This is a genomic window from Streptomyces lincolnensis, assembly GCF_001685355.1.
Classification (GTDB): domain Bacteria; phylum Actinomycetota; class Actinomycetes; order Streptomycetales; family Streptomycetaceae; genus Streptomyces; species Streptomyces lincolnensis.
Genome location: NZ_CP016438.1, coordinates 9149949 through 9175538, shown reverse-complemented (window position 1 = coordinate 9175538; position 25590 = coordinate 9149949). Strand labels below are relative to the sequence as shown.

Sequence of the window (25590 nt, the reverse complement as noted above, 5' to 3'; positions counted from 1 at the left end):
AATAACGATCCGCACTTCTTTGCGGACAGTTGCGGTCCGCAATGAGTACCGTCGGCCCAACCGTGGAAAGGGACAGCCCGACGATGCGACAGGTACGTGAGGGGACGGCGTCCCTTCGGGGATTCGTGAAACGGCACCGGGATCCGGTGGTCGTGCAGGCGCTGCGGTCCACCGCCGCGGCGACGGTGGCGTATGTCATCGCGCTGCGGTTCAGCCCCGAGGCGGCACCGCTCACGGCCCCGCTGACCGCGCTGCTGGTCGTACAGGTCACCCTCTACTCCACGCTCACCACCGGGATCCGCCGGGTGAACTCGGTGGTGGCGGGTGTCCTCGTGGCCATCGCGTTCAGTCTGCTGGTGGGGCTGACCTGGTGGAGTCTGGCGCTGCTGATCGTGGCGTCGCTGGCCGTGGGGCATCTGGTGCGGGTCGACGAGTTCGTGCCCGAGGTGGCGATCAGCGCGATGCTCGTGCTCGGCGTCACGACGGTCGGGGACACGGCGTGGGCGCGGGTGCTGGAGACGCTGATCGGCGCGGTCGTCGGCCTGGGCTGCAATCTGCTGCTCGCCCCTCCGGTGTGGGTGGGCGAGGCCGGGGAGTCCATCGAGGGGCTGGCCCGCCGGGTCCGGCAGTTGATGCTGAGCATGGGCGAGGAGGCGGCGGGGCGTACGCCCGTCGAGCACGCGACGGAGCGACTGCACGAGGCGCGCCGGCTCGATCACGCCATCGTCGAGGTGGACGCGGCCCTGCGGCAGGCCGAGGACAGTCTGCGGCTCAATCCCCGGGTCCGCGAGGGCCTGCTGCACCGGGTGGTGCTGCGGACCGGCCTGGACACGCTGGAGATCTGCACCGTGGTGCTGCGGGTCCTGGCGCGGACCTTCACCGACCTGGCCAAGCACCGCGAGACCGAGTCGTTGTTCGCCCCGGGGACCGGGGCCGTCGTGGAGCAGTTGCTGTCGGAGATCGCCGACGCGATCGTCAGCTTCGCGGTGCTGGTCACCACACACGTGAGCGAGAACGCCGACGCGGCCGAGGCCCGGCTGACCACGGAGCTGCGGCAGGCCGCGGCGACCCGCGACAAACTGGCCCAGCTGCTCCTGGAGGAGGTCCAGCGCGATGCCGGCCAGTGGCAGTTGCAGGGTGCCGTGCTGACGGAGGTCAACCGCATCCTGGACGAGCTCGACACCGAGCACCGCTCGCACCGGCTGCTGGAGGAACTGGACCGTACCGCGCGCGAGCAGCGTGAGCGGATGCCGCGGCTGACGCGGCTGCGGGAGAACCTGAAGGTTCCCGAGCCGCTGCGGCGGAACCGGGCGGACGCCGGGCGACGTTGAGAGTGACGAAGGCACCTGAGGGCGGACCGCCTCCGGGACCGGGATGAAGGGGGCGTACCGATGACCGACACCGGCGTGCGGATCGACGGGAACACATTGCGGCTGCCGGGCGGGGTGGCCGTGCGGTTCGTCCGCACCCTGCGGCTGCCCGAGACGGGCACGCATCCGCTGCCGCCGGGGCTCGGCGAGTTCCCGGTGCGCAGGATCTCGGACCATGCGGACCGGGTGCCGGAGCGGTGGCGGGCGCGCGGCGGGGTGATGCTGCCGGTGTATCTGCGCGAGGCGATGTGGCTGAGCTTCGCGGGGACGACGGAGCCGGCCGCGCTCCAGGTCGGGGTGGGCAAGGTGTGCGCGGTCTCGGGCAGGCCGTGGAGCGACCGGCTCTCCCGGGATCCGCAGAACTACCTGGTGCTTCCCCGTCAGCCGTGGCTCGACGGCATCAACTCCGGGAAGGGGACGGTCCGTCAGTTCGTGGCCGTGCCGCTGGGCCTGGGGGCGACGGTGGAGGGCCAGGTCACGGGCGAGGAGACCTGGGGCGGCGTCCAGTTGCAGACGTTCCCGCTGAACGCGCGCGAGCTGGCCCGCTGGCAGGAGGAGGAGCGGCGGCGGGCGGAGCGCACCAGGGCGTTCCCGCAGGCCGCCGGTTACGGAGCCGCGATGCCGATGGCGGCGTCGGCGCCCGCGGCTCCGGCGGCCGCGCCCCGGCGGGCCGCCGCAATGGGGCTCGGTGTCGGCGGCTCGATGCGCCAGGAGGTCTACCGGGACGACCGTCCGGTCGGGGACTGGTCCGCCGAGCCGGCCGGCCGGGTCTTCGTCCACCTGGTGACGCCTCCGGAGTGGCGGCGCATCACCGGCGAGGCTCCCCCGCCGTCACCGGTGGACCGCGCGGCGTACACCCGGGCGGGGCTGCCCTGGTTCGACTACTACGACCAGGACGCCGAGGACCTGGCGTCCACGGACACCCTGGAGGGCGTCAAACCGGTCGGCGACTGGATCGGCGACGACCACGAGCCCTGGCAGGAGCCCTCGCCGCAGCAGGTGCGGCCGCTGAAGGACGCGCCCGGGAAGCCGGTCGAGGACGGCGACTGGTAACCACGACCGGATGCACGGCAGCGTTGCACGTCGCGCAACGCGTGGTGCCGCCCTTGCATGCCCCGGGTGATCCACGCCAAGGTGGCCTTCGCGAACGCGACGAGTGACGACGTGAGGGGCGACATGGGCACAGGTGGCTGGAGCAGGCGCCGGTTCGTCGGCGCACTGACGGGGACGGCCGCCGCGGCCACGCTCCCGGCGTGCGGCGACGAGTCGACACCGAGCGGGGCCTCGACACCGTCGGCGGGCTCGGCGTCGGCGACAGCCCCCGACACCAACGAGCGCCCGCAGACCGAGGGCCGCGAGTCCTCCGGGTCGCACCCCCTCTACCTCGGCACCTACACCTCCGCCGAGGGCGGCGGCAAGGGCATCGGCCTGGCCACGTACGACAGCGCCACGGGCCGTGTCACCGACGGCGGGCTCCTGGCGGAGACCGCCAACCCGTCGTTCCTCGCCGTGCACCCGAACGGCCGGACGCTGTACGCCGTCAACGAGCGGGATGACGGCGGTGTGACCGCGGTGCGGCTCGCCGACCGGCGGGTGCTCGGGACCCGGAGTTCGGCGGGCGCGGGGCCGTGCCACCTCTCCGTTCATCCGAGCGGGCGGTGGCTGCTGAGCGCCAACTACACCTCCGGCAGTGTCACCGTGCACCCCATCGCCGCCTCCGGCGCGCTGGGCGAGCACACCGACGTGGTCACGCACTCCAGTCCGCCGCCCGGCCCGAACTCCGAACGCCAGGACGGTCCGCACGCGCACCAGATCGTCACCAGTCCCGACGGCGGCCATGTGCTCGCCGTCGACCTGGGCACGGACACCGTCTACACCTACCGTCTCGACCAGGCCAGGGGCACGCTCACCGAGGTGTCCCGGGCGTCGGCGAAGCCGGGCGCGGGGCCACGCCATCTGACCTTCCACCCGGGCGGGCGGTACGCCTACCTGGCCAACGAGCTCGACAACACGATCACGGTGTGCGCCTACGATCCGGCCACCGGTCGGCTGACGATCGGCGACCCCCAGCCGACCGGCACGGGGGACGTCACCAGCTATCCGTCGCAGATCCTGGTGACCGCGGACGGCTCGTACGCCTATCTCGCCAACCGTGGACACAACAGCCTGACGCGGTACGCCGTCGAGGCCAAGGGCGCCCGGGTCCGGCTGCTGGACACCGTGCCGGTGCACGGCGACTGGCCGCGGCACACCGCGTTCTCGCCGGACGGAAGGCTGCTGTTCGTGGCGAACCAGAACTCCGGCTCGGTCACCGTCTTCCACGTGGACAGGGCCAGCGGCGAACTGCGGCTCGCGGGCGAGCCGTTCGCGTCACCCGTCGCCGTCTGTGCGCTGCCGCTGTAGCGTCCGCGGGCAGGAGGCGGCGCCGGCCCGGGTGAGCAGGACGTGCATGCGTTCGGTGAGCTGACCGACGTCGTCGGCGGGCCGGTGGAAGGCCAGACGTACGTCGCCGTGGGCCCGGGCGCGCTCGATGCGCAGCGTCAGGCCGTGCCGGTCCACGGCGAGCGGCTGGACGCGGACCGCGCCATGCAGGCTGTCGGAGTCGACGAGGCGGGTGAGGCGCTCGACGGCGTCGGCGTGGCAGTCGGCCAGGTGCGTCAGCAGCCGGGCCTCGGCCGTGGCCAGCGGGTCGGGCGTGGCGGCGGCGAAGTCGTCGAGGCCGACGACGACCGCGCCGGACGGCTCGCGCAGCACCACTCGCGTGGGCCGGAACGCCAGGTGCCCTTCCTCGTCGGCGGTGAACCAGCCGGCCATCCACAGCCGGGTCCGGATACGGCTGCGTACCGGGACGGGCGCGACGTCGGCGAACTCCAGAACGGCGGACGGCTCGCCGCGGGGAGCGCAGACGGCGGTGGCGAGCAGGGTGCTCTCCTCGGGAACGTGCAGGAGCACCCGGCCGTCGTCGGACACGGAGTGCGCACCGACGAACTCCTCGCGGCCGCCCTCCGCGGTCACCGCGCAGGACCACGCTGCGGCGAGCACCGACCGGGCCCGTTCCGCCGCGGAAGGCACGGCTGCCCAGCTTTGGCTGTCACCCATCCCAGAACCTCCTTAGGTAAGCCTTGCCTAAGCTATCGAAGATCCGGTGGGAAGCCAACCACGTGGTGACCATGGAATGGCAGGAAAGCGAAACCGACCCTGGGCCGCGCTCCCCTGGCGAGCCCCTCCCCGCGCCCGTTCAGGCCCTCTCAGGGCGTGATGACTCCCAGCAGCGCCCGCGCGCACAGGTCGCGCACCTGCTCGCGCGTGAGGTCCGAGCCCCGCAGCCATTCCAGGCAGACGGCGGTGGTGAAGGCGAGCCAGCCGCGGACGGCGAGCCGCAGGTCGGGGCGGGTCTCAGACAGCGCACTCCACTCGGGGTCGGCGGCCACCGCGGCGAGGATCTGACGCTCCTGGGCGGCCAGCGCCCGCTGATAGACCCGGCGCACCGTCTGGTCCCCCGCCGCGTCGGCCCGGTGGAAGGCGCGGTAGCCGTGCGCATGCGCCTGGACGTACTCCAGGAACGTGTCGAGGCCGGCACCGAGTTGTTCGCGCACCGGGATCCCGGGCACGGCCGCCGTCATCCGGAGCATCCGCTCGCTCTCGCGCTCGACCACCGCCGCGAAGAAGTCCCGCTTGGTCGGGAAGTAGTGGTAGAGCAGCCCGCGTGAGACGCCGGCGATCTCGGCGACCCGCTCGATCCACACCTCGTCGTAGGGGCTCTCCGAGAACAGTCGCGCGCCCACCGTCAGCAGTTGCTCCCTGCGCTCCTCGGTGCTGAGCCGACGGCGCGTGCGCCCGCCCTGGTTGGCAGCCATACCGGCACTTTACTTGACGTCGGTTCAACAGCGGGACGAGACTGGGCACACTGTTGAACCCACGTATAACGAGCTCGATCTGCCGCTGCACAGAGGGAGTTGGCGTCATGGCGGAGAGGACCCCGGGGACGGGTCGGCCGAGGGGATTCCGCAGTGCCGAGCTGGGCTGGCCGGAGCTGGAGCGCCTGCCGCATCCGCCGCGCCGCGTCCCCCTGCTCGGTGACGTCCTCGGTGTCGACCGGCACTCGCCGCTCCAGGACACCGTCCGGCACGCCCGGCGGCTGGGGCCGATCTTCAGGCGCAAGGCCTTCGGCCGGGAGTTCGTGTTCACCTGGGGCGCCGATCTGGTGGCCGACCTGGCGGACGAGGCGCGGTTCGCCAAGCACGTGGGGCTCGGGGTGGCCAATCTGCGGCCGGTCGCCGGGGACGGACTGTTCACCGCGTACAACCACGAGCCCAACTGGCAACTGGCGCACGACGTCCTGGCCCCCGGCTTCAACCGGGAGGCCATGCAGGGCTACCACGCGATGATGCTGGCGGTGGCCGGACGGCTCACCGACCACTGGGACCGGGCACAGGCGGCGGGCCTTGAGGTGGACGTCCCCGGCGACATGACCAAGCTGACCCTGGAGACGATCGCCCGCACCGGCTTCGGGCACGACTTCGGCTCCTTCGAACGCGCCCGGCCGCACCCGTTCGTGGCGGCGATGGTCGGCACGCTCACCTACGCGCAGCGGCTCAACAGCGTGCCCTTCCCGCAGCTGCTGCGCGCGGCCGCCCGCCGCAACGAGGCCGACATCGCCCACCTCAACCGCACGGTCGACGAGCTGGTCCGGGACCGGCGTACGTCGGGCGCGGACGGGGGCGGTGACCTGCTGGACCGGATGCTGGAGACGTCCCACCCGCAGACCGGGGAGCGGCTGTCCGCGGAGAACGTCCGGCGCCAGGTGATCACCTTCCTCGTCGCGGGCCACGAGACCACCTCGGGCGCGCTCTCCTTCGCTCTGCACTACCTCGCCCGCCACCCGGAGATCGCCGCCCGCGCCCGCGCCGAGGTGGACCAGGTCTGGGGCGACACCGCCGAGCCCGGCTACGACCAGGTGGCCAAGCTGCGCCATGTGCGCCGGGTGCTGGACGAGACGCTGCGGCTGTGGCCGACCGCGCCCGCCTTCGCCCGGGAGGCCCGCGAGGACACCGTGCTGGCCGGGGTCCATCCGATGCGCCGGGGTGCCTGGACGCTGATCCTGCTGCCGATGGTGCACCGCGACCCGGCCGTCTGGGGCGCCGACGCCGAGCGGTTCGACCCGGACCGCTTCGAGGCGAAGGCCGTACGGTCCCGGCCGGCGCACACCTACAAGCCGTTCGGGACCGGGGCGCGCGCCTGCATCGGGCGGCAGTTCGCCCTGCACGAGGCCACCCTGGTCCTCGGGCTGCTGCTGCGCCGCTACGAGCTGCGGCCCGACCCCGCCTACCGGCTGCGGGTGACCGAACGGCTCACGCTGATGCCGGAGAGGCTGCGGCTACGGCTGGAGCGGCGCTCGGCGCCCGTGACGGTCCCGTCCCCGGCCGCTGCCGAGGCGCCCGCGTCAGAGCCGCGCTGTCCAGTGCACGGGGCGGGTGACTGACCCGGGCAGCCGGGTTCCCGGGCCGCCCCTGGCCGCGTTCAGCTGGGGCTGGGTGAGGAAGAAGGCCCCGGTCAGGTCCGCGTCCGTGAGATCGGCGTCCCGCAGATCGGCGCCGATCAGGTCCGCGCCGCGCAGATCGGCACCGGTGAGGTCGGCGGCGATGAGACAGGCGCCGCGCAGGCTGGCGCCCCGGAGGGCGGCCCCTTTCAGACGGGCGCCCATCAGGTCGGCGCCGCGGCGGTTCTTCTTCTTGCCGGGTATCTCCGCCCGGACCAGGTCGCTGGTCCTCAGCAGCAGGACGTTGACCTGCTGCCGGTGCGCTCCGACGTCCAGCGCCCCGATCTCCTGCGGGCTCTGCCGGGTCAGTGCCTCGGTCTCGTCGAGGGCCCGGCGCAGGTCGGCGTGGACCGGGGCGGCCGCCGGGAGGGTCAGGGCCTCGGTGAGGTACCAGAGCAGTTCGTGGAGTTGGCGGACGACCGGGAAGACGTCCATCATCCGCCGGGTGTGGTCGCGTCCGCCGGTGCGCCAGTCCCGGCCGCCGAAGGTGATCTGCGAGACCTTCTGCCCGGCGCCGAAGCAGTCGTAGACCGTGCAGCCGGTGAAGCCCTTCTGCCGGAGCTCGGCGTGGATCCCGCAGCGGTGGTCGCCCCCGAGGTTGGGGCAGGGCCGTCCGGCCTCCTTGTCGATCGCGAAGTCCGCCGAGGCGGCGAAGGGCAGTGCGACGCAGCACAGGCCGAAGCACTGCCCGCAGTCGCCGCGCAGGTCGGTGCGGTCGATCGTGTGGTCTTGCATCCCACCAGCCTACTTACCGGCAAGTCATGGCCACGGATCGCGGGCTCGGGAGCGGAAACTCACCGATGAGTTTCCGGCGTTGTGGGGGTCTCCACATACAACGGAAAACAAGTTCGGCTACCACAGAGACATGGAGCCGAACGAGGCAGGAGTCCCGACCGGACCGAGGAGCGAGACCATGTGCAGCCACCAGCCCCCGTGCCCCACCGCCGACAGCCCTCAGCACCGCGGTGCCATGATCGTGTCGGCCCACCCCGAACAGGGCTGGAGCCTGCTGTGCAACGGCACCATCGTCTTCGACGACACCGGCGAACTCCTCCCCGACGGACAGGTCGTGAGCCCGTACCGCAACCCGGCCGCGCTGGTCGTGGCCGTCTGAGTGGCCGTCACACCGCGCGTCCCATGCAGACCAGCTGGGCGCGCTCCTCCCACGACTCGGTGACGGTGAATCCGAGCCGTTCGTACAGGGCGATCGCGTCCGTCCGCCACTTCCACACCGACAACCGCACCGCGCGGACTCCGCTTTCGGCGGCCTGCGCGAGCGCCGCCCGGACCAGGCCGGCCGCGAGGCCCCTCCCCCGGAACGCCGGGTCCACCCAGAGCCTCTTGACCTCGCAGCGTCCCTCGACGGGGGCGGTCACGACCAGGCAGCCCACCGCGGTGTCCCCACTCAACGCCAGCAGCACGACATCGTCGGCGAACGCGGTCCCCGGGTCCAGGATCTCCGCCCGGTAGCGGTCGGGCAGCTCGCCCACACCGGCGACGACCTCGCCCTTCTCCGCCTGTGTCCGCAGATGGTAGGCGGCCAGCAGCTCGGCCACCCCGTCCTGGGCGGAAGCGGCCCGGCCCGGCCGGCGGACGATGGTGAAGGCGCGTTGATCGGTCACGAGGTCAGCATCACCCGATGCCCTTCGGCAGGTCCAGGGCGGCGAGCCGTTCGGGGTCGGCCAGGATGTACATCCCGGCGATCCTGCCGTCGGCGACGGTGACGCCCATGACGGACTGGATCCGTCCGTCGACGATGTTGACGAAGCCGGGCTCGCCGTTGATGAGCACCATGTGCGCGTAGGGCGCGAACTCCCGGAACAGCAGGGCCTGTTCGGCCACCGCCCGGGCCCCGCGCACCACCTTCGACGCGGCCGCGCCGGCCAGCGTCCCGGAGTCGGCGCGCAGCACGATGTCCGGGTGGAGCACGGCGAGAAGCGCCTCGAACTCCCCCGCCCGGCTGGCGGCCAGGAAGGCGTCGAGGACCTCCCGCCGCCTGCCGGGATCGGGCTCGGACGACGGGGTGGCCCCCTGGACGCGGCGCCGGGCGCGGCTGGCCAGTTGGCGGGTCGCGGCCGGACTGCGGTCCACGATCGGCGCGATGTCGTCGAACGGCACCGCGAACATGTCGTGCAGCACGAACGCGAGCCGCTCGGCGGGCTCCAGCGTCTCCAGGACCACCAGCAGGGCGAGACCCACCGAGTCGGCCCGCAGGACCTCCTCCTCCGGATCGGTCCGCGTCAGGGGCCGGATCACGGGGTCCGGGACGAAGGCGTCGTCCAGGGGGTCCTCGCGACGGGTGGTGCGCGAGCGCAGCAGGTCGAGGCAGACCCGGCCCGTCACGGTCGTCAGCCAGGCGCCCAGGTTCCTGATCTCCGCCACGTCGGTGCGGCTCAGCTTCAGCCAGGTCTCCTGGACGGCGTCCTCCGCCTCGGCCGTCGAGCCGAGCATGCGGTACGCCACCGCCCGCAGCCGCCCGCGGTGCTCCTCGAAGCGGTCCGCGAGCAGGTCCGTCTCGTTCATGCCGTCCCCCTACGGAAAGGTGTGGACGCTAGCGGGCGAAGAGCTCGAAGGCGACCGCCGGTGTACCGCCGAACCGCTCCCCCGTCGCGGTCGCGGTGCCCGTCAGGAAGCCTCGTGCGTACGTCTCGGGGTCCTCGTCGGTCAACGCCTCGATGTAGGTGCGGTGTTCGAGCAGGGAGCGCACCGCCCGTTCCAGGCCCGGGGTCGCGTCCACGGCGTGGGTGGGTGTGCTGGAGCCGGCTACGGCGACCCAGCGCACGCCGTCCCAGGGGTCCAGTCCCCGCTCGACGAGCTCGGGGAAGATCCAGCGGTTGCCCGCGTCACCGGCGGCGTCCAGGGTGGCGCGCCCCACCGCCACGTGGTCGGGGGTGTTCCAGGCGACGCCGCCCCAGGTGTCGCGGTGGTTGAGGGTGATCACCAGCTCGGGGCGGTGCCGGCGGATCGCGGCCGCGATGTCCCGGCGCAGCACGGTGCCGTACTCGATCACGCCGTCCCTGTGGTCGAGGAACTCCACGGCCGACACACCGACCACCGCCGCACTGGCCCGCTGCTCGCGCTCGCGCAGCGGGCCGCACTGGTCCGGCGCCAGCGTGTCGATCCCGGCCTCGCCGCGGGTGGCGAGGACATAGGCGACCTCACGCCCGGCGTCGGTCCAGGCCGCGATCGCCGCCGAGCAGCCGTACTCGAGATCGTCCGGGTGGGCCACGACGGCGAGGGCGCGCCGCCAGTCGTCGGGCATGGGTGCGAGGGGAGTGATCCGCGGCTCAGTCATGGCCGCAGACTAGGGCCTGTCCGGCGGATCAGGTCGCATGGGAGTAACGGTGCCTGATAAGTGCCGGTGAGCGGGGGGCTGGTGCGTGCGGCTGCAAGGCGGAGGAGGGCGGCGACGCGATGGGGGTCCCCCCGCGCGAGGTTGTTCGAGCGTGGGGGAGTCGGCAACCGACGACAACGCCGCTGGGGGTCCCCCCACGCCTTTAAGGCAGTGGGGGAGTGCGTGCCAGGCCCCCGCGACCGCGACATGATCCGCCGGACAGGCCCTGGCCCGGCCCCTCGACGGTCCGCCGTGGATTCACGCCTCGTCGCGGGTGAGTGCCAGCAGCCGGTCCAGGACGCGGGGGCCGCTCGCGCGGACACCGTCGTGCTCGAACTCGTCGGTGACCCAGGTGCGCAGGCCGCGGACGGCGCGGGCGGTCTCCAGGGAGTGGCCCGCGTCGACGTACATGTCGTCGTGGTAGACGGCCGCCGCCACGGGGACCTCGTTGGCGGCGAGGCGGGCGCGGTCGTAGAGGGGCCGCCAGTCGGTGCGGGCGGCGAGCAGGTCGGCGCTCTCGCGCAGCGGGCGCAGCGCCGGGTCGCAGTCGAACATCCAGGGGTGGATCGACTCACCGGTGAACAGCAGCGGTTCGTCGCCCGCGAGGGTCTTGGCGGCGTCGAAGCGCGGGAACTCGGCGCGGACGCGTTCGGCCGACCAGGCGGTGGGACGGGCGTCCTGGCCGTAGATCGCCTCGTGGACGAGGGCGTACAGCGGGTGGCCCGCGTACGACAGGAGGTTTTGGACCTCTTCCTGGAAGGCGTCGGCAAGGGCCGGGCCCGCAGGGGTGCGGACGAAGGCCTGTTCGAGGAGGAAGTGCAGGCGGTGGCTGCCCCCGCTGCCGCCGAGGAGGATGCCGAGGGACTGGAAGGCCTCGGCGGTGAGCCGGTAGCCGTTCGGCAGGAGGGGTTCGTGCCGCAGCAGGTGCTCGGCGATCTGGCGGGCGCGCTCGACGTCCTGCGGGTATCGGGCGTAGTGCGCGGCGACCTTGCGCTCGATGCGGGGGAAGGCGGCCCGGTAGACGTCGTCGGCGTGGGCGTCGAGGGAGGGCAGACCGCCGGTGATCACGGCGGCGCGCAGGCCCTCGGGGGCGGTGGAGAGGTAGTGCACCGCGCAGAACCCGCCGAAGCTCTGGCCGAGGACCGTCCAGGGGGCACCGCCGGTGACCTCGGGCCGGATCGTCTCGCAGTCCCGGACGATCGAGTCGGCGCGGAAGCGGGTGAGGTAGTCGGCCTGGGCGGCGGGGCCGCCGCGCAGCGGGAGTGTCTGCCGGTTGGCGGGCGTGGAGTGGCCGGTGCCGCGCTGGTCCAGGAGCAGGACGCGGAACTCCTTCAGGGCCCGGTCTAGCCAGGCCTGCCGGCCGACGAAACGATTCGCCCCGAATCCCGGGCCGCCCTGGAGGTAGAGCAGCCACGGCAGGTCCTGGTGCGCCTTGTCGCTCGCGACGACCTCGCGGGCGTAGAGCTCGATCGTCTCCCCCGCCGGGTCGTCGTGGTCGAGGGGCACGGTGAAGCGGCGGTCGGTGAGGACGACGCCGGGCTGGCGGTAGCTGACGGTCAACGGGGCTCCCGGTGCGGACGGACGGCTGGCCGCGTCCCAGTGGAGCACATGCCCGCCCGCCGGCCGAGCCCGGGGATCACGCGCCGCTACTGAACCGGCGCTCAGCGCGCCGACAGGCTGGAGCGCCGCACCACCAGTTCGGGCTGGAGCACGACCCGCCGGTGCTCGTGCCGGCGTCCGGTCGTCTCGGCCTCCGTCTCCTCCAGGAGCAGCTCCGCGGCCATGGCGCCCATGGTGACGGCGGGCTGGCGGACCGAGGTGAGCGGCACGGCCGCGGCGGCGGCGAACTCGATGTCGTCGTAGCCGACGATCGCCAGGTCGTCGGGGACCGTGATGCCGGCCGCGTACATGGCCTGAAGGACGCCGAGGGCGAGCAGGTCGTTGGCGCAGAACACGGCGGTCGGGCGGTCGGCGAGGCCGAGCAGCCGGGCGCCGGCGTCCCGTCCCGCGGCCACGTCGAGCCGCTCGGTGGGCAGCTCGCGCAGGTGCTCCGGCCCCAGCCCGGCCTCGGCGAGCGCGTTCAGGGCGCCCGTACGGCGGTCCCGGACCTGGTTGAGACCGGGCGGGCCGCTGACGTAGGCGATGGAGCGGTGCCCGGCGTCGACGAGGTGGCGCACGGCGAGCGCGCCGCCCGCCACGTCGTCGACGGAGACGGAGCACTCGGTGGTGCCCTCGGCGACCCGGTCGACGAGGACGAAGGGGATGCCGTGGCGCCGGAACGTCCCGATGTTGCGTCCGGTCGCGTCGGCCGGGGTCAGCAGTACGCCCCGCACTCGCTGCTCGGCGAAGAGCGACAGGTAGTCGGCCTCCTCGCCCGGGTTCTGGGCGCTGTTGCAGACCATCACGCCGAGTCCGGCCTCGCGCGCGGCCCGCTCGGCGCCGCGCGCGACATCGACGAAGAAGGGGTTGCCCATGTCGAGGACGAGCAGCCCCATGATCCGGCTGCGGCCCGCGCGCAGTTGGCGCGCGGACTCGCTGCGGACGTAGCCGAGCCGCTCTATCGCGGACAGCACCCGCGCCCGGGTCTCGGTGGCGACCGTGTCCGGGCGGTTGATGACGTTCGACACCGTGCCGACGGAGACTCCGGCGGCACGGGCGACGTCCTTGATACCCACGGACTGGGCCATCAGGCAGAGACCTCCAGGAGGGCGGGGAGCGGCCGGAATGCCTTCACATTACCGTCATGCCGTTGCGTATCCGCACCGGTCAGGCGGGCAGGGCGAAGTCGACGACATGGAGGGCCGACGGGGTCGTACCGCTGGACTTCTCCTGGTACATGAACGACAGGACGTTTCCGTCCCGGACGCGCATCTCGTCGATCACGACTTCGCCGAAGGCGTTGAGGCCGCTGCCGTCGAAGAGGATCTTCCAGTCGGTGTATCCGGAGGCCGCGGAGGCTCCGGCGATCCGGCCGAAGGGGAAGATCGCGTAGGCGTTGTTGTACTTGTCGAGGACCAGCTTGGTGCGCTGGCTGGAGTTCAGCGGGACCGGGATCTCGGTCTTCTGCCAGGTGCCCGACGCGTTCCTGCGGACGTGGAAGGCGCGGCCGTTGGCGGTGCGGTCGGCGACGTAGTTGGTGGTGCACTGGCCGAAGCGGCCGGGCACATAGCTGATGATCGCGTGCGGGCGGCCGGCGGAGTCGGTGGCCTGGCTCTCCTGGTTCATGAGGGAGTGGTCCGCGTTGAGCGGGTCGACGACCAGGCCGCTGTCGGTGACGGCCACCTTGTCGGAGCCGCCCGTGGTGCCGACGACCGTGCCCGCGTTGTTGCGCCAGGTCCGGCCGCGGTCGTCGGAGTAGACGTAACCGGTGTCGTGGTTGGAGATGCCGCCGCCGTTGCACATCACGGCGCCGTTCTGCTCGCGCCAGGTGAAGAAGGAGTGCAGCCGGCCGCTCGTGTCGTAGTCGATGCCGTGCAGGTACATGTTGCGGGCCGTCGAGGAGCCGTTCGCGCCCGTGTAGGTGCCGGTGGAGCTGGACCACTCGCCGAGGTTGGTCCACTTCGTGCCGTCGTACTCGGCCAGCGCGTTGCGGCCGTTGCCGGAGACGGCTACGCGGTAGCTCAGCTGGAGCTTGCCGTCGGGGGTGGAGACGAACTGCGGGTAGGTGAACTGCGAGGTGAGCGCGAGGCCGTCGAGGGTGGACTGTGGTGCGCCGAAGCGGCTCGTCGTCCAGCTCAGGCCGGCCGGGTTGTCCATGAGCCCGGCGACCGACTTGACGTAGGTGAAGCCGTCGCTGTGGGAGTCCATGTTGAGGTGGAGGCGGCCGTCCACCTTGGAGACGCCCATCGATATGACGTTGTGGGAGTCGTTGTAGCGCAGCGTGTGGCCGACCTTCACGGTGGACCAGGTGCTCGCACCGAGGACGCGGCGGCCGACGACGGCGTTGCGGTCGGCGGTGTACCAGACTGCGTACTGGTAGCCCTTGTAGGTGAGCAGGCCGTTCTTCTGGAACGAGTTGTTGTTGACCAGGCCGTCGTAGGACACGAAGAAGATCGCCTGGCTGTCGAGCGTGGTGGTGCCGGTCCGGGTGACCGAGGGTCCGGGGTCGGCGGCCCGCGCGGTTCCGGCGGCGAGGGCGGGGGTCACCACGGCACCGGCGAGGGCGGCGCCCAGCAGCGTACGTCTTTTCATGGAAGCGGCTCCTGATGGGGGTGGTCAGGCGAGCTGATGGGGCTGGTCAGGCGAGGTGGAACACCTCGGTGAGCGGTTTCATGGCCTCGTCGGGCCGGGCGCCGTCCAGCGCCTCGAAGAACGGGCCCATCTCCTGCTGCCAGCGGGCGTTGACCTCGGTGGCTTCCATACCGGCCTTGGCGGCCTCGAAGTCCTCGGTCTCCAGATAGCCGACCAGCAGGCCGTCGTCGCGCAGGAAGAGCGAGTAGTTGTGCCAGCCGGTGGCCGAGAGTGCTTCGAGCATCTCCGGCCACACGGCCGCGTGGCGTTCGCGGTACTCGGCGAGCTTGTCCTGTCGGACCTTGAGCAGGAAGCAGACGCGCTGCATGAAGTACCGCTCCTTCACTGGGGAATCAGAAGGGGGACCAGAAGGGGATCAGAAGTTGAACTGGTCGATGTTCTTCGCGTCGAACACGGTCGGCTTGCCGAGGCTGATCACGCCGTCCTTGCCGATGGTGTAGGAGGTGCCGCCGGCCTTGAAGGTCTCGCCCTCCTTGCCGGTGATCTGGCCCGAGACCAGGGCGACGGCGGTCTGCGCGGCCAGGGCGCCGAGCTTGGAGGGGTCCCACAGCTCGAACGCCTCGACGGTGCCGTTCTTGACGTACTTGCGCATGTCGTTCGGGGTGCCGAGGCCGGTCAGCTTGACCTTGCCCTTGTACTTGGAGCCCGACAGGTACTGGGCGGCCGCCTTGATGCCGACCGTGGTCGGGGAGATGATCCCCTTCAGGTTCGGGTACTCCTGGAGCAGGCCCTGGGTCTGCTGGAAGGACTGCTGGGCGTCGTCGTTGCCGTAGGCGGTCTTGACGAGCTTGATGTCCTTGTACTTCGGGTCCTTGAGCTCGTCCTTCATGAAGTCGATCCAGATGTTCTGGTTCGTCGCGGTCTGCGCGGCGGACAGGATCGCGATCTCGCCCTTGTAGCCGATCTGCTCGGCGAGCAGCTGGACCTCGGTGCGGCCCAGGTCCTCGGCGGAGGCCTGCGAGACGAAGGCGTTGCGGCACTCGGGGTTGGTGTCCGAGTCGTAGGTGACGACCTTGATGTCGTTGCTCATGGCCTGCTTGAGCGCGGTACACAGGGCGCCCGGGTCCTGTGCGGAGACGGCCATCGCGTCGACCTGCTGCTGGGTGAGCGTGTTGACGTAGGAGACCTGGCCGGAGGTGTCGGTGGCGCTGGAGGGGCCGACCTCCTTGTACTTGGAGCCCAGCTCCTTCAGGGCCGCCTCGCCGCCCTTGTCGGCGGAGGTGAAGTAGGGGTTGTTGACCTGCTTGGGCAGGAAGCCGACGGTCAGGCCCTTCTTGGTGGCCGCGTTCGGGTCGGCCTTGCCCGCGGAGGCGGCGGAGCCGGTGCTCTCCTTCTTGACGTCGCTCTTGGTGGTGCCACCGCAGGCGGTGGCGGCCAGGGCGAGGGAGGTGACGGCGGCGAGGGCCGCACAGGTGCGGCGGAGGGTCGACTTGCGCATGACGGTCATTCCTTTACGAGGGTGAGCTGACGGACGAGGTCGGAGTCGAGGCGGCTCTGCGGCCCGCCCTCGCGACGGCGATCTGCCGTGCGACCCGGGGGCCGAGCACGGACAGGACGAGCAGAACGCCGGTGACGACGATCTGCGACTGGGCGGAGACATCCTGGAGGCTCATCACGTTCTGGAGCGCGCCGAGCAGGAAGACTCCCGCGATCGCGCCACCGAGCGTGCCCTTGCCGCCGTCGAAGTCGATACCGCCCAGCAACACCGCTGCCACGACGGACAGTTCGAGGCCGGTGGCGTTGTCGAAGCGGGCGCTGGCGAAGTGCAGCGCCCAGAAGATGCCGGTGAGGGAGGCCATCAGGCCGGTCACCGTGAACAGGATGAGCTTGTGCCGCTTGACGCGGATGCCGGCGAACCGCGCGGCCTCCTCGCTGGCGCCGATCGCGAACAGCGACCGTCCGAACGGCGTGGCGTGCAGGACGACCACGGCGATCGCGAGCAGCACCAGGAAGGGCAGGAAGGCCTGCGGGATGAAGGTGTCCCCGACGCGGCCGGAGGCGAAGTCCAGGTACTGGGTGGGGAAGTCGGTCACCGCGTCGGAGCCGAGCACGATCTGTGCGATGCCCCGGTAGGCGGCGAGGGTGCCGATGGTGACGGCGAGGGAGGGCAGCCCGAGCCGGGTGACGAGCAGGCCGTTGATCAGGCCGCAGACCACACCGAGGAGCAGGCAGATCGGGATGATCGCCTCGATCGTCATGCCCTGGTTCCACAGGTAGCCCATCACCGAGCCGGACAGTCCGGCCGTGGAGGCCACCGACAGGTCGATCTCGCCGGAGACGACCAGCAGGGTCATCGGCAGCGCGATCAGCGCGATGGGCAGCGTGTTGCCGATCAGGAACGACAGGTTCAGGGAGTTGCTGAAGCCGTCCACGGCAGAGAAGGAGAACAGCAGCAGGAGGATCAGAAGGACGCCGACAACCGTGTCCCAGCGGATCGCGCGACTGAGGGACTCAGGCATGGCGGACGTTCCTCTTCTTCAGGGCGGAGGCCACGCGCAGCGCGACGACCCGGTCGACCGCGATGGCGAGGATGAGCAGGATGCCGTTGATGGCGAGCACCCACACCGAGCTGACGCCGAGGGCGGGCAGCACGCTGTTGATGGAGGTCAGCAGCAGCGCACCGAGTGCGGCGCCGTAGACGCTGCCGGAGCCGCCGGTGAAGACCACGCCACCGACCACGACCGCGCTGACGACGGTGAGTTCGTAGCCGTTGCCGGTGCTGGAGTCGACGTTGCCGAACCGGGCCAGGTACATCGCACCCGCGAGGCCGGCGAGGGCACCGCAGAAGGTGTACGCGGCGAGGATCCGCTTGCGGACCGGGATGCCGGCGAGCCGGGCGGCCTCCGGGTTGGAGCCGAGGGCGTACAGTTCGCGGCCGCTGCCGAAGTGCTTGAGGTAGTAGGCGGTCGCCACCAGGACGGCGAGAGCGATCAGCGCCAGGTACGGCACCGCCGTCAGGCCGCCGGAGCCGAAGTCCACGAATCCGCCCGGGAGATCGGCCGCCGTGATCTGGCGGGAGCCGACCCAGATGGAGTCGATGCCGCGGATGATGTAGAGCGTGCCGAGGGTGACCACCAGGGCGGGCACCTGGCCGAGGCTGACGAGGAGGCCGTTGAGCAGACCGAAGCCGATGCCGAGCAGGACCGCCAGGGCCACGGCCACCACCGGGTTGCCGCCGCCCTGGAGGTAGACACCGGCGGCGAAGGCGCTGATGCCGAGGGTGGAGCCCACCGACAGGTCGACGTTCCTCGTGATCACCACCAGTGACTGGCCGGTGGCCACCAGGACCAGGATGGTCGCGTTCAGCAGCAGGTCCTTGATGCCCTGTTCGGACAGGAACTCGCTGTTGCCCGCCTGGGTGATGCCGATCATCACCAGGAAGACCAGCAGGATGGCCAGTTCGCGCATCTTGAAGACACGGTCGACCAGCCGGGTGCCGCTGGACCTGGGCACCTCGGCGACAGGGGTCTCGTTCGGGGTGAGGACCGTCATGCGGCGGCCCTCCCGGTGGCTGCGGCCATCACGGATTCCTCGGTGGCGTCGGAGCGCGGGATCTCGGCGGTCAGGCGGCCCTCGTGCATCACCAGCACGCGGTCGGCCATGCCGAGGATCTCGGGCAGGTCGGAGGAGATCATCAGGACGGCCACACCGTCGGCGGCCAACTGACTGAGCAGCCGGTGCACTTCGGCCTTCGTGCCGACGTCGATGCCCCGGGTCGGCTCGTCGACGATCAGCACCTTGGGGCCGGTGGCGAGCCACTTGGCCAGGACGACCTTCTGCTGGTTGCCGCCGGAGAGCGTGTTGACGGTGTCGGCGATCCGGGCGTACTTCACCTGGAGCTTGACCGCCCAGTCGAGGGAGCGGCTGCGCTCGGCGCCGCGGTCCATCAGGCCCGCCTTAACGGTCGTACGCAGACCGGTGAGACCGATGTTGCGCTCGATGGACATGTCCATCACCAGGCCCTGCGCGCGCCGGTCCTCGGGCACCAGGGCGAGCCCGGCGGCCATCGCGGTGGACGGGGCCCCGTTGGTCAGCTTCCGTCCCTGTACCTCGACCTCGCCCGCGTCCCAGCGGTCGATGCCGAAGACGGCCCGGGCGACCTCGGTGCGGCCGGCGCCGACGAGCCCCGCGAGGCCCACGATCTCGCCGTGCCGTACGTCGAAGGAGACGTCGGTGAAGACGCCCTCCCGGGTCAGCCGTCGCACGCTGAGGGCGACCTGCCCCGGCTCGACGTCCTGCTTCGGGTAGAGCTCCTCCAGATCACGGCCGACCATGCGCCGGACGAGATCGTCCTCGGTCATGCCGTCCAGGAGCTCGCTGGCGATCAGGGCGCCGTCGCGCAGGGTGGTGACCCGTTGGCAGATCTGGAAGATCTCCTCCAGCCGGTGCGAGATGAACAGCACCGCGGCGCCCTGCTCGCGCAGGGTGCGGACGACACCGAAGAGCCGGGCGACCTCACTGCCGGTGAGGGCGGCGGTCGGCTCGTCCATGATCAGGACACGGGCGTCGAAGGAGAGCGCCTTGGCGATCTCCACGATCTGCTGGTCGGCGATGGACAGACCACGGGCCGGACGGTCCGGGTCGAGTTCGACACCGAGCCGCTGCATCAGCGCCAGCGTCGCGGCATGGGTGGCCTTGTGGTCGATACGGCCGAGGGCGCGGCGCGGCTGGCGGCCCATGAAGATGTTCTCGGCGATCGACAGGTCGGGAAAGAGCGTGGGCTCCTGATAGATCACGGCGATGCCTGCGTCGCGGGCGTCACCGGGGCCGTGGAACTGCACCGGCGCGCCGTCGAGCAGCACCTGGCCGGCGTCCGGTCGGTGCACCCCTGCGAGGGTCTTGATGAGAGTGGACTTGCCCGCGCCGTTCTCACCGGCGAGGGCGTGGACCTCGCCGGGAAACAGCTCCAGGGACACGTCCCGCAGGGCGCGCACCGCTCCGAACGACTTCGAGACGTCCTTGAGCGACAACACCGGGGCCGGACCCGCGTCGGACGGGTGGGTCATGAGGGGCTCCTCGACGACGCCTGCGGAAGACCGTCACGGCGTCGTGAAAGGTTTCAACTTGGTTGCCGGGACGTTAGGCGCGTCGGACATGTCACGTCAATGGGTCTCCTCGAAAAAGTTTCGATAGCCAAAGGTCACGGTCAGAGCACAGGAAGCGGGGTCTGCCGTACCCCTTGACACCCCTTCGGGGGACCCATACCTTCGCGCACTGAATCGATTCATACAGAGGAGCCCCACGTGACCGAGCTCGCCGCGGTGAAATCCGCTCTCCGGACCCAGGCAGTAGAGACGCCGTCGTGGGCGTACGGGAACTCGGGCACACGGTTCAAGGTGTTCGCCCAGGCGGGTGTCCCCCGCGATCCGTGGGAGAAGCTCGCCGACGCGGCGAAGGTGCACGAGTTCACCGGCGTGGCCCCGACCGTCGCGCTGCACATCCCGTGGGACAAGGTCGAGGACTACGGCAAGCTGGCGAAGCACGCCGAGGAACACGGCGTAAAGCTCGGCGCGATCAACTCGAACACCTTCCAGGACGACGACTACAAGCTGGGCAGCATCTGCCACCCGGACGCGGCGGTGCGGCGCAAGGCCATCGGCCATCTGCTGGAGTGCGTCGACATCATGGACGCCACCGGCTCCACCGACCTGAAGCTGTGGTTCGCCGACGGCACGAACTATCCCGGCCAGGACGACATCCGCGAACGCCAGGACCGGCTCGCCGAAGGGCTCGCCGAGGTCTACCAGCGGCTGGGCGAGGGGCAGCGGATGCTGCTGGAGTACAAGTTCTTCGAGCCCGCCTTCTACGCCACGGATGTCCCGGACTGGGGCACGGCGTATGCGCACTGTCTGAAGCTGGGTGAGAAGGCGCAGGTCGTGGTCGACACCGGGCACCACGCGCCAGGCACCAACATCGAGTTCATCGTCGCCACGCTGCTCCGGGAGGGAAAGCTGGGCGGGTTCGACTTCAACTCCCGCTTCTACGCCGACGACGACCTCATGGTCGGCGCGGCCGATCCCTTCCAGCTCTTCCGGATCATGTACGAGGTCGTGCGGGGCGGCGGATTCGGGCCCGACGTGGCCTTCATGCTCGACCAGTGCCACAACATCGAAGCCAAAATCCCCGCGATCATCCGCTCCGTCATGAACGTCCAGGAAGCCACCGCGAAAGCGCTGCTGGTGGACCGGTCGGCGCTCGATGCAGCCCAGCGGGCCGGAGACGTCCTCGAAGCCAACGCCGTGATCATGGACGCCTACAACACCGACGTCCGCCCCCTGCTCGCCTCACTGCGCGAGGACATGGACCTCGACCCCGACCCGATCGCCGCCTACCGGCGCTCCGGATGGGCCCAGAAGATCGCCGAAGAGCGCGTCGGGGGCCAGCAGGCCGGCTGGGGCGCATAGCCGTAACTCATGATCTTGCCCGGCGTTGGGATGCCCGGGGCCGCCAGGTCCCGGGAGAACCAACCGACGGGATCAAGAGGTCGCCTGCCATGCACCAGGTCATCAAGAAGATCGTCTCCGGAATCGCCGCCATGGCCGCGGCCCTCGGCTGCGTCATCGCCGTGGGACAGCCCGCCGCGGCCGACGGCAAGTGGTGCAACCACTCGGTCTGCATCGAGACCTACGACAGCGGCACGTACCTGGGCCGGGTCGAGGTGTCGGTCACCAACACCAACCAGCCGCACCGCATCAGCGCCCGCGTGTGGACGACCAACGGCTGGAGCGCCAACACCAAGGTGGAGGACGTCGCCGCGTTCCGGACCTATCGCGACCAGGCCTACCCGCAGCGGCACTTCCCGGCGGGCACCCGGCTCTGCGCGGAGGGCTTCCGCGGGGGCGCGAGCGTGGGTCTGCCCTGTGTGACGATCACCAGCTGAGGTCCGACGCGGAGAGGGGCTGAGCGGATTTCCGCTCAGCCCCTCTCCGCGTGTCAGGACGCCTCTTCCTCCGGCGACGCGAACGGATGGCGGATCGCGGACGGCGGCCACGCGGGGGCGGCGTACGCCCGCCGGAAGGTATGCCGGCCCGAGCCGACCTCGAAGGAGTCGGTGTCACCGGGGAGCCGGATGTCCGCCCTGGTGTTCGGCGGTACCAGGACGTCGACCAGCAGCGTGCCGTCCTCGATGCGCCAGCCCGCCTCCGCGCGGCCGTACGGCGTCTCGTGCGCGGCCTTGGCGTGGGTCAGGTCGCCGCCGGGCACGGGGGCGATGCGCAGTCGGCGCCAGCCGGGTTCGGCGGCCTCCAGGCCGGCGACCGTGCGGTGCAGCCAGTCGGCGACCGCGCCGAGGGCGTAGTGGTTGAACGAGGTCATCTCGCCGGGGTTGATCGTCCCGTCCGGCAGCATGGAGTCCCAGCGCTCCCAGACCGTCGTGGCACCCATGGTGACCGGGTAGAGCCAGGACGGGCAGCCCTCTTCCAGGAGCATGCGGTACGCCAGCTGCGGCTCGCCGGCCTCGCAGAGCGCGTCGCAGATCAGCGGGGTGCCGGCAAAGCCGGTGGCGATGCGGAACTCCGCCCGGCGCACGATCCGGGCGAGCCGCTCCCCCGCGCCCCGGCGTTGGCGTTCCGTGGGCAGCAGCGCGAAGCACAGGGCGAGCGCGTACGCCGTCTGGGCGTCGCTGGAGAGCCGGCCACCCGGGGTGAGGAACTCGTCGGCGAAGGCGGCCCGGACCGAGCGGGCGAGGTCCTCGTAGCGGGTGGCGTCGTCCTTCTCCCCGAGCAGGCGTGCCGTCTCGGCGAGGACGTCGGCCGAGCGGGCGACGTAGGCGTTGGCGACGAGGTCGCCGTCGGTGCGGGCCTCCCCGGGGTTGTCCGGCGGGGCGGCCGGGTCGAGCCAGTCGCCGAGCTGGAAGGTCTGCCGCCACAGCCCGCCGCCCTCCTCGACCAGGCGGGCCGCGGTCTCCGTCCAGGCGCGCATGCTCGGGTACTGGGTACGCAGGACGTCCAGGTCGCCGAAGCGTCGGTAGAGGGTCCAGGGCACCAGGACGGCCACGTCCGCCCAGACCGCGTGCGGAGTACCGCCGAAGGCGTCGCCCAGGATGTCGGGGACGACGAGGGGCGGTACGCCGTCGGGGCGGGCGAGCTGTTCGGCGGCGAGGTCGCGCAGCCAGCCGCCGAGCATGCCCGAGCAGTCGTAGAGGAAGGACGCGGTGGGGGCGAAGACCTGGATGTCGCCGGTCCAGCCGAGGCGTTCGTCGCGTTGCGGGCAGTCGGTGGGGATGTCGAGGAAGTTGCCGCGCATGCCCCACACGACGTTCTCGTGGAGCCGGTTCACCAGCTCGTGGGAGGACTCGAACCAGCCGGTGCGGGCCATGTCGGTGTGCAGGACGACCGCCTCGACGGCCGCCGGGTCGAGGTCCCCGGGCCAGTTCTCGATCTCGGCGTAGCGGAAGCCGTGGAAGGTGAAGTGCGGCTCGTAGGTCTCGGTGCCGTGGCCGCTCAGCGTGTAGGTGTCGGTGGCCCGGGCCAGGCGCAGCGGCCGGACGCCGAGTTCTCCGTGTTCCAGGACCTCGGCGTGGCGCAGGGTGATCGTGTGGCCGGCCGGTCCTGAGACGCGGATGCGGAGGCGTCCGACCAGGTTCTGGCCGAAGTCCAGGACGGTCCGGCCGGAGGGTGTGGTGATCACGTCGACGGGGGCCAGTGTCTGCGTACGGCGCACGGGTGGGCCGGTCGGCGCCACCAACTCCGCGTCGGGTACCGGGAGTTCGGTGACCGGCGACCAGTCGGTGGTGGCGTGGCCGGGAGTGGACCAGCCGGGCCGGGCCCGTCGGGCGTCGTAGGCCTCGCCGTCGTAGAGCTCGGAGCGCAGGACCGGGCCGGTCGCGGTGCGCCAGCCGCCGTCCGTGACGACGGTGGTGACCGTGCCGTCGGGATGGGTGACCTCCAGCTGGGCCAGGAGGGCGCGCCGGTCGCCGTAGACGTGCCGACGGCCGCCGTGGAAGCCGAGCCGGCCGGTGTACCAGCCCTCGCCGAGGAGGGCGCCGAGGGTGTTGTCGCCCTCGGCGAGCAGGGTGGTCACGTCGAAGGTCTGGTAGCGCAGGCGGTGGTGGTAGGAGGTCCAGCCGGGGGCGAGGACATGGTCGCCGACGCGGGTGCCGTTGATCTCGGCCTCGTACACGCCGTACGCGGTGACGTACAGGCGGGCCGAGGCGACCGGCCTGTCGAGGCGGAAGTCGCGGCGCAGGAGGGCGGGAGGCAGGGGGCCGTCGGCGGGCTCCCGGTCGGGGGTGACGGGGTGCGCGGTCCAGTCGGTACGGGTGAGCAGTCCCGTCTCCGCGTGGGTGACCGGCGACCAGGCGGACGCCTCACCGCCGCTCCCCCACACCTGGACGCGCACACCGACCCGGGCGCGGGAGCCCAGCGGCTCGCCCGGCCAGTCGACCAGCACCGAGTCGCCGCTCTCCACGCGCCCGGTGTCGGCGAGGACGGTGCCGTCGGCGTCCGTGACCTCGATCCGGTACGCCTCCTGCGTCCAGTTGGGCGCCTCCGTCTCCGTACGCCAGCTCAGGCGCGGCCGGGACTCGCCGATGCCGAGCGGTTCGCGGTGGTGTTCCAGCACGGGAGCGGTGACGTTCACGCGATCACTTCCTGGTGGGGGGGGCGGGAGGCGGTCGAGGTTCATCGGATGACTTCCTTCTGGCGCGCGAGGCCGGCATCGCGTCCTGCCACGCCCGCTCCCTGCGGGGCGATACGGCGGACGATCATGACACCGATCAGGCCGGAGACGGCGACGCACAGGGTGCTGAGCCACAGGACCACCGAGCCGCTGGCGTGCATCAGCGCCGGCGTGGCGAGGCCGGCCAGACCGCACAGGGCCCGGCTCGCGCCGTAGGTGAGGCCCTGTGTGGTGGCGCGCAGTTCCCCGGGGAACGCCTCCTGGGACCAGATCTTGTAACTGGCCTCGCCGGCGAACTGGTTGACGACGTTGTAGAGCAGGAGGAAGAAGATCATCGCCGCGATCACGGCACCCCCGGTCGCGGCGGCCACGGCGAAGGCGAGGACCTGGAGGGCGGCGCAGACGTAGAAGAGGCGGTCGCGCCAGGGAGTGTCGGCCAGCCGTACGAAGACGAGCGAGCAGGCCAGGCCGAGCGGCAGGGTGGCCAGGCTCAGACCGGTGGCCAGGGTCTGGGAGGCGCCGCTGACGGTGGTCAGGAAGTAGGTGCCGTACTGGCCCATGGTGTTGGCGGCGAGGTTCCACGCGAGGTAGAAGCCGCCGGTGGCGAGGAGCGGCACGAGGATCGGCCTCGATCCGAGGCGGCGCAGCGCCTTGGCGTCGATGCCCTCGGCTCCGCCGCCCCGCTCGGCCTCCTCCGGCACCGGGGACAGCCGCATCCGGTTGCGCAGGATCCAGCTGACGACGGCCACGACGGCGAGGTGGGCGAAGAGGATCTGGGCCGAGAGGTAGCCGAGCGTGGAGGTGGCGAAGCCGACGAGGATGGCGACCGCGATACCGGCGACCCACATGGTCTGTGTCGCCCCGATGAGACGGCCGCGGACCGAGCGCGGGGAGTGCTCGGAGACCATGGCGAGCGAGGTCGGCAGATCGGCGCCGGCCGCGAGACCGCCGATGATCATTCCGGCGAAGAGGAACGTGCTGTTGGGTGCGACGACCAGGAGGGCCGCGCCGACGGCGTAGACGAGGATGTCGATTCCGTACACCCGCCTGCGGCCGAAGCGGTCGGCGAGGCGGCCGCCGATCAGGGAACCGACGGCGATCGAGAAGGTGAGGGCGGCGCTCAGCGCGCCCAGGCCCCAGGACGACAGATGGAAGCGGTCCTGCCACAGGCCCAGCGCCACGCCCGAGGAGACGATGATGCCGGAGTCGAGGTAGGAGGCCATGCCGGAGAGGACGGCCAGGCGCCATTGGGCGCGGGTCACTCGGGGCTGCTCGGGGGATCCGCTGACGATGGCGTCGTTGCTCATCAGGCGGCCTTTCGCGAGGGGGAGGGGACGGTGACGGGCCGCGGAATGACCGCTGTGGTGACACGTGTCATTCGGTATCGACCCGCGTGAAACGTTTCACGGCATCGTGAAGGTCACCCGGCGCTCCGTCAAGGGGTCGTGCAGGAGATTCGATTCGTTTGGCGACGGTGT

At 71.3% G+C, this 25590-nt stretch carries 23 protein-coding genes; 7 read left to right on the top strand and 16 right to left on the bottom strand.

Annotation, left to right across the window (positions count from 1 at the left end; all coding sequences use genetic code 11):
- Positions 1–83: 83 nt before the first annotated feature.
- From SLINC_RS40510 to SLINC_RS40500, 3 genes are all read left to right on the top strand, one after another.
- Entirely contained in the window at positions 84–1331 is a 1248-nt protein-coding gene (locus SLINC_RS40510; protein ID WP_067443407.1) for an FUSC family protein, read from the top strand.
- A 60-nt stretch (positions 1332–1391) separates the two neighbouring features.
- Positions 1392–2423: a hypothetical protein gene (locus SLINC_RS40505; protein ID WP_067443406.1), complete on the top strand. Its 1032-nt coding sequence runs from the start codon at positions 1392–1394 to the stop codon at positions 2421–2423.
- 123 nt (positions 2424–2546) lie between these two features.
- Positions 2547–3773 carry a lactonase family protein gene (locus SLINC_RS40500; protein WP_067446285.1) on the top strand — a complete coding sequence of 409 codons (1227 nt, stop codon included), beginning with the start codon at positions 2547–2549 and terminating at the stop codon, positions 3771–3773.
- Here the strand turns inward: SLINC_RS40500 and SLINC_RS40495 are convergent.
- Positions 3741–4469 carry a DUF2470 domain-containing protein gene (locus tag SLINC_RS40495; RefSeq protein ID WP_067443405.1) on the bottom strand — a complete coding sequence of 243 codons (729 nt, stop codon included), beginning with the start codon at positions 4467–4469 and terminating at the stop codon, positions 3741–3743. The two genes, SLINC_RS40500 and SLINC_RS40495, sit on opposite strands and share 33 nt — an antisense overlap.
- A 149-nt stretch (positions 4470–4618) precedes the next feature.
- On the bottom strand, positions 4619–5227 hold the full coding sequence (locus SLINC_RS40490; RefSeq protein WP_067443404.1) for a TetR/AcrR family transcriptional regulator: 609 nt from the start codon (positions 5225–5227) through the stop codon (positions 4619–4621).
- A gap of 107 nt (positions 5228–5334) precedes the next feature.
- On the opposite strand from SLINC_RS40490, the gene SLINC_RS40485 reads away from it, so the two are divergent.
- On the top strand, positions 5335–6852 hold the full coding sequence (locus tag SLINC_RS40485) for a cytochrome P450 (protein ID WP_067443403.1): 1518 nt from the start codon (positions 5335–5337) through the stop codon (positions 6850–6852).
- Here SLINC_RS40485 and SLINC_RS40480 read toward each other — a convergent pair.
- A complete protein-coding gene (locus tag SLINC_RS40480; RefSeq protein ID WP_067443402.1) occupies positions 6814–7644 on the bottom strand; it encodes a pentapeptide repeat-containing protein in 831 nt (276 codons plus the stop codon). The two genes, SLINC_RS40485 and SLINC_RS40480, sit on opposite strands and share 39 nt — an antisense overlap.
- Before the next feature lie 178 nt (positions 7645–7822).
- On the opposite strand from SLINC_RS40480, the gene SLINC_RS40475 reads away from it, so the two are divergent.
- Positions 7823–8023 (top strand): DUF5999 family protein, encoded by a 201-nt coding sequence (locus tag SLINC_RS40475; protein ID WP_067443401.1) that lies wholly within the window; start codon positions 7823–7825, stop codon positions 8021–8023.
- 7 nt (positions 8024–8030) lie between these two features.
- Here the strand turns inward: SLINC_RS40475 and SLINC_RS40470 are convergent, their stop codons facing one another.
- The 11 genes from SLINC_RS40470 to SLINC_RS40420 form a co-directional block, all read right to left on the bottom strand.
- Positions 8031–8531: a GNAT family N-acetyltransferase gene (locus tag SLINC_RS40470; protein ID WP_067443400.1), complete on the bottom strand. Its 501-nt coding sequence runs from the start codon at positions 8529–8531 to the stop codon at positions 8031–8033.
- Between the two features lie 10 nt (positions 8532–8541).
- Positions 8542–9432 (bottom strand): RNA polymerase sigma factor SigJ, encoded by an 891-nt coding sequence (sigJ, locus tag SLINC_RS40465; RefSeq protein ID WP_067443399.1) that lies wholly within the window; start codon positions 9430–9432, stop codon positions 8542–8544.
- Between the two features lie 28 nt (positions 9433–9460).
- Positions 9461–10204 carry a PIG-L deacetylase family protein gene (locus tag SLINC_RS40460; RefSeq protein WP_067443398.1) on the bottom strand — a complete coding sequence of 248 codons (744 nt, stop codon included), beginning with the start codon at positions 10202–10204 and terminating at the stop codon, positions 9461–9463.
- A gap of 297 nt (positions 10205–10501) precedes the next feature.
- Complete coding sequence (locus tag SLINC_RS40455; protein WP_067443397.1) at positions 10502–11803, bottom strand: alpha/beta fold hydrolase; 1302 nt, start codon at positions 11801–11803, stop codon at positions 10502–10504.
- Positions 11804–11904: 101 nt separating this feature from the next.
- Positions 11905–12930: a LacI family DNA-binding transcriptional regulator gene (locus tag SLINC_RS40450; protein WP_067443396.1), complete on the bottom strand. Its 1026-nt coding sequence runs from the start codon at positions 12928–12930 to the stop codon at positions 11905–11907.
- A gap of 79 nt (positions 12931–13009) precedes the next feature.
- Positions 13010–14434, bottom strand: a complete 1425-nt coding sequence (locus tag SLINC_RS40445; protein WP_067443395.1) for a BNR repeat-containing protein — start codon at positions 14432–14434, stop codon at positions 13010–13012.
- 46 nt (positions 14435–14480) lie between these two features.
- Complete coding sequence (locus SLINC_RS40440) at positions 14481–14801, bottom strand: L-rhamnose mutarotase (protein WP_067446282.1); 321 nt, start codon at positions 14799–14801, stop codon at positions 14481–14483.
- A gap of 48 nt (positions 14802–14849) precedes the next feature.
- On the bottom strand, positions 14850–15932 hold the full coding sequence (gene rhaS / locus SLINC_RS40435; RefSeq protein ID WP_067443394.1) for a rhamnose ABC transporter substrate-binding protein: 1083 nt from the start codon (positions 15930–15932) through the stop codon (positions 14850–14852).
- A 13-nt stretch (positions 15933–15945) separates the two neighbouring features.
- Complete coding sequence (locus tag SLINC_RS40430; RefSeq protein ID WP_067443393.1) at positions 15946–16953, bottom strand: ABC transporter permease; 1008 nt, start codon at positions 16951–16953, stop codon at positions 15946–15948.
- Positions 16946–17986: an ABC transporter permease gene (locus SLINC_RS40425; protein WP_067443392.1), complete on the bottom strand. Its 1041-nt coding sequence runs from the start codon at positions 17984–17986 to the stop codon at positions 16946–16948. Before SLINC_RS40425 ends, SLINC_RS40430 begins: the two co-directional genes overlap by 8 nt.
- Positions 17983–19500 (bottom strand): sugar ABC transporter ATP-binding protein, encoded by a 1518-nt coding sequence (locus tag SLINC_RS40420; protein WP_067443391.1) that lies wholly within the window; start codon positions 19498–19500, stop codon positions 17983–17985. The genes SLINC_RS40425 and SLINC_RS40420 overlap by 4 nt, the downstream gene beginning before the upstream one ends.
- Positions 19501–19737: 237 nt before the next feature.
- Here SLINC_RS40420 and rhaI point away from each other — a divergent pair, with 237 nt between their 5' ends.
- Positions 19738–20898: an L-rhamnose isomerase gene (gene rhaI, locus SLINC_RS40415; RefSeq protein ID WP_067443390.1), complete on the top strand. Its 1161-nt coding sequence runs from the start codon at positions 19738–19740 to the stop codon at positions 20896–20898.
- Positions 20899–20987: 89 nt separating this feature from the next.
- Positions 20988–21374 (top strand): hypothetical protein, encoded by a 387-nt coding sequence (locus SLINC_RS40410; RefSeq protein WP_067443389.1) that lies wholly within the window; start codon positions 20988–20990, stop codon positions 21372–21374.
- A 53-nt stretch (positions 21375–21427) separates the two neighbouring features.
- Here the strand turns inward: SLINC_RS40410 and SLINC_RS40405 are convergent, their stop codons facing one another.
- Positions 21428–24118 carry a glycoside hydrolase family 78 protein gene (locus SLINC_RS40405; RefSeq protein ID WP_079164962.1) on the bottom strand — a complete coding sequence of 897 codons (2691 nt, stop codon included), beginning with the start codon at positions 24116–24118 and terminating at the stop codon, positions 21428–21430.
- Positions 24115–25419, bottom strand: coding sequence for an MFS transporter (locus SLINC_RS40400; protein ID WP_067443387.1), 1305 nt, complete (start codon positions 25417–25419; stop codon positions 24115–24117). Before SLINC_RS40400 ends, SLINC_RS40405 begins: the two co-directional genes overlap by 4 nt.
- Positions 25420–25590 lie beyond the last annotated feature (171 nt).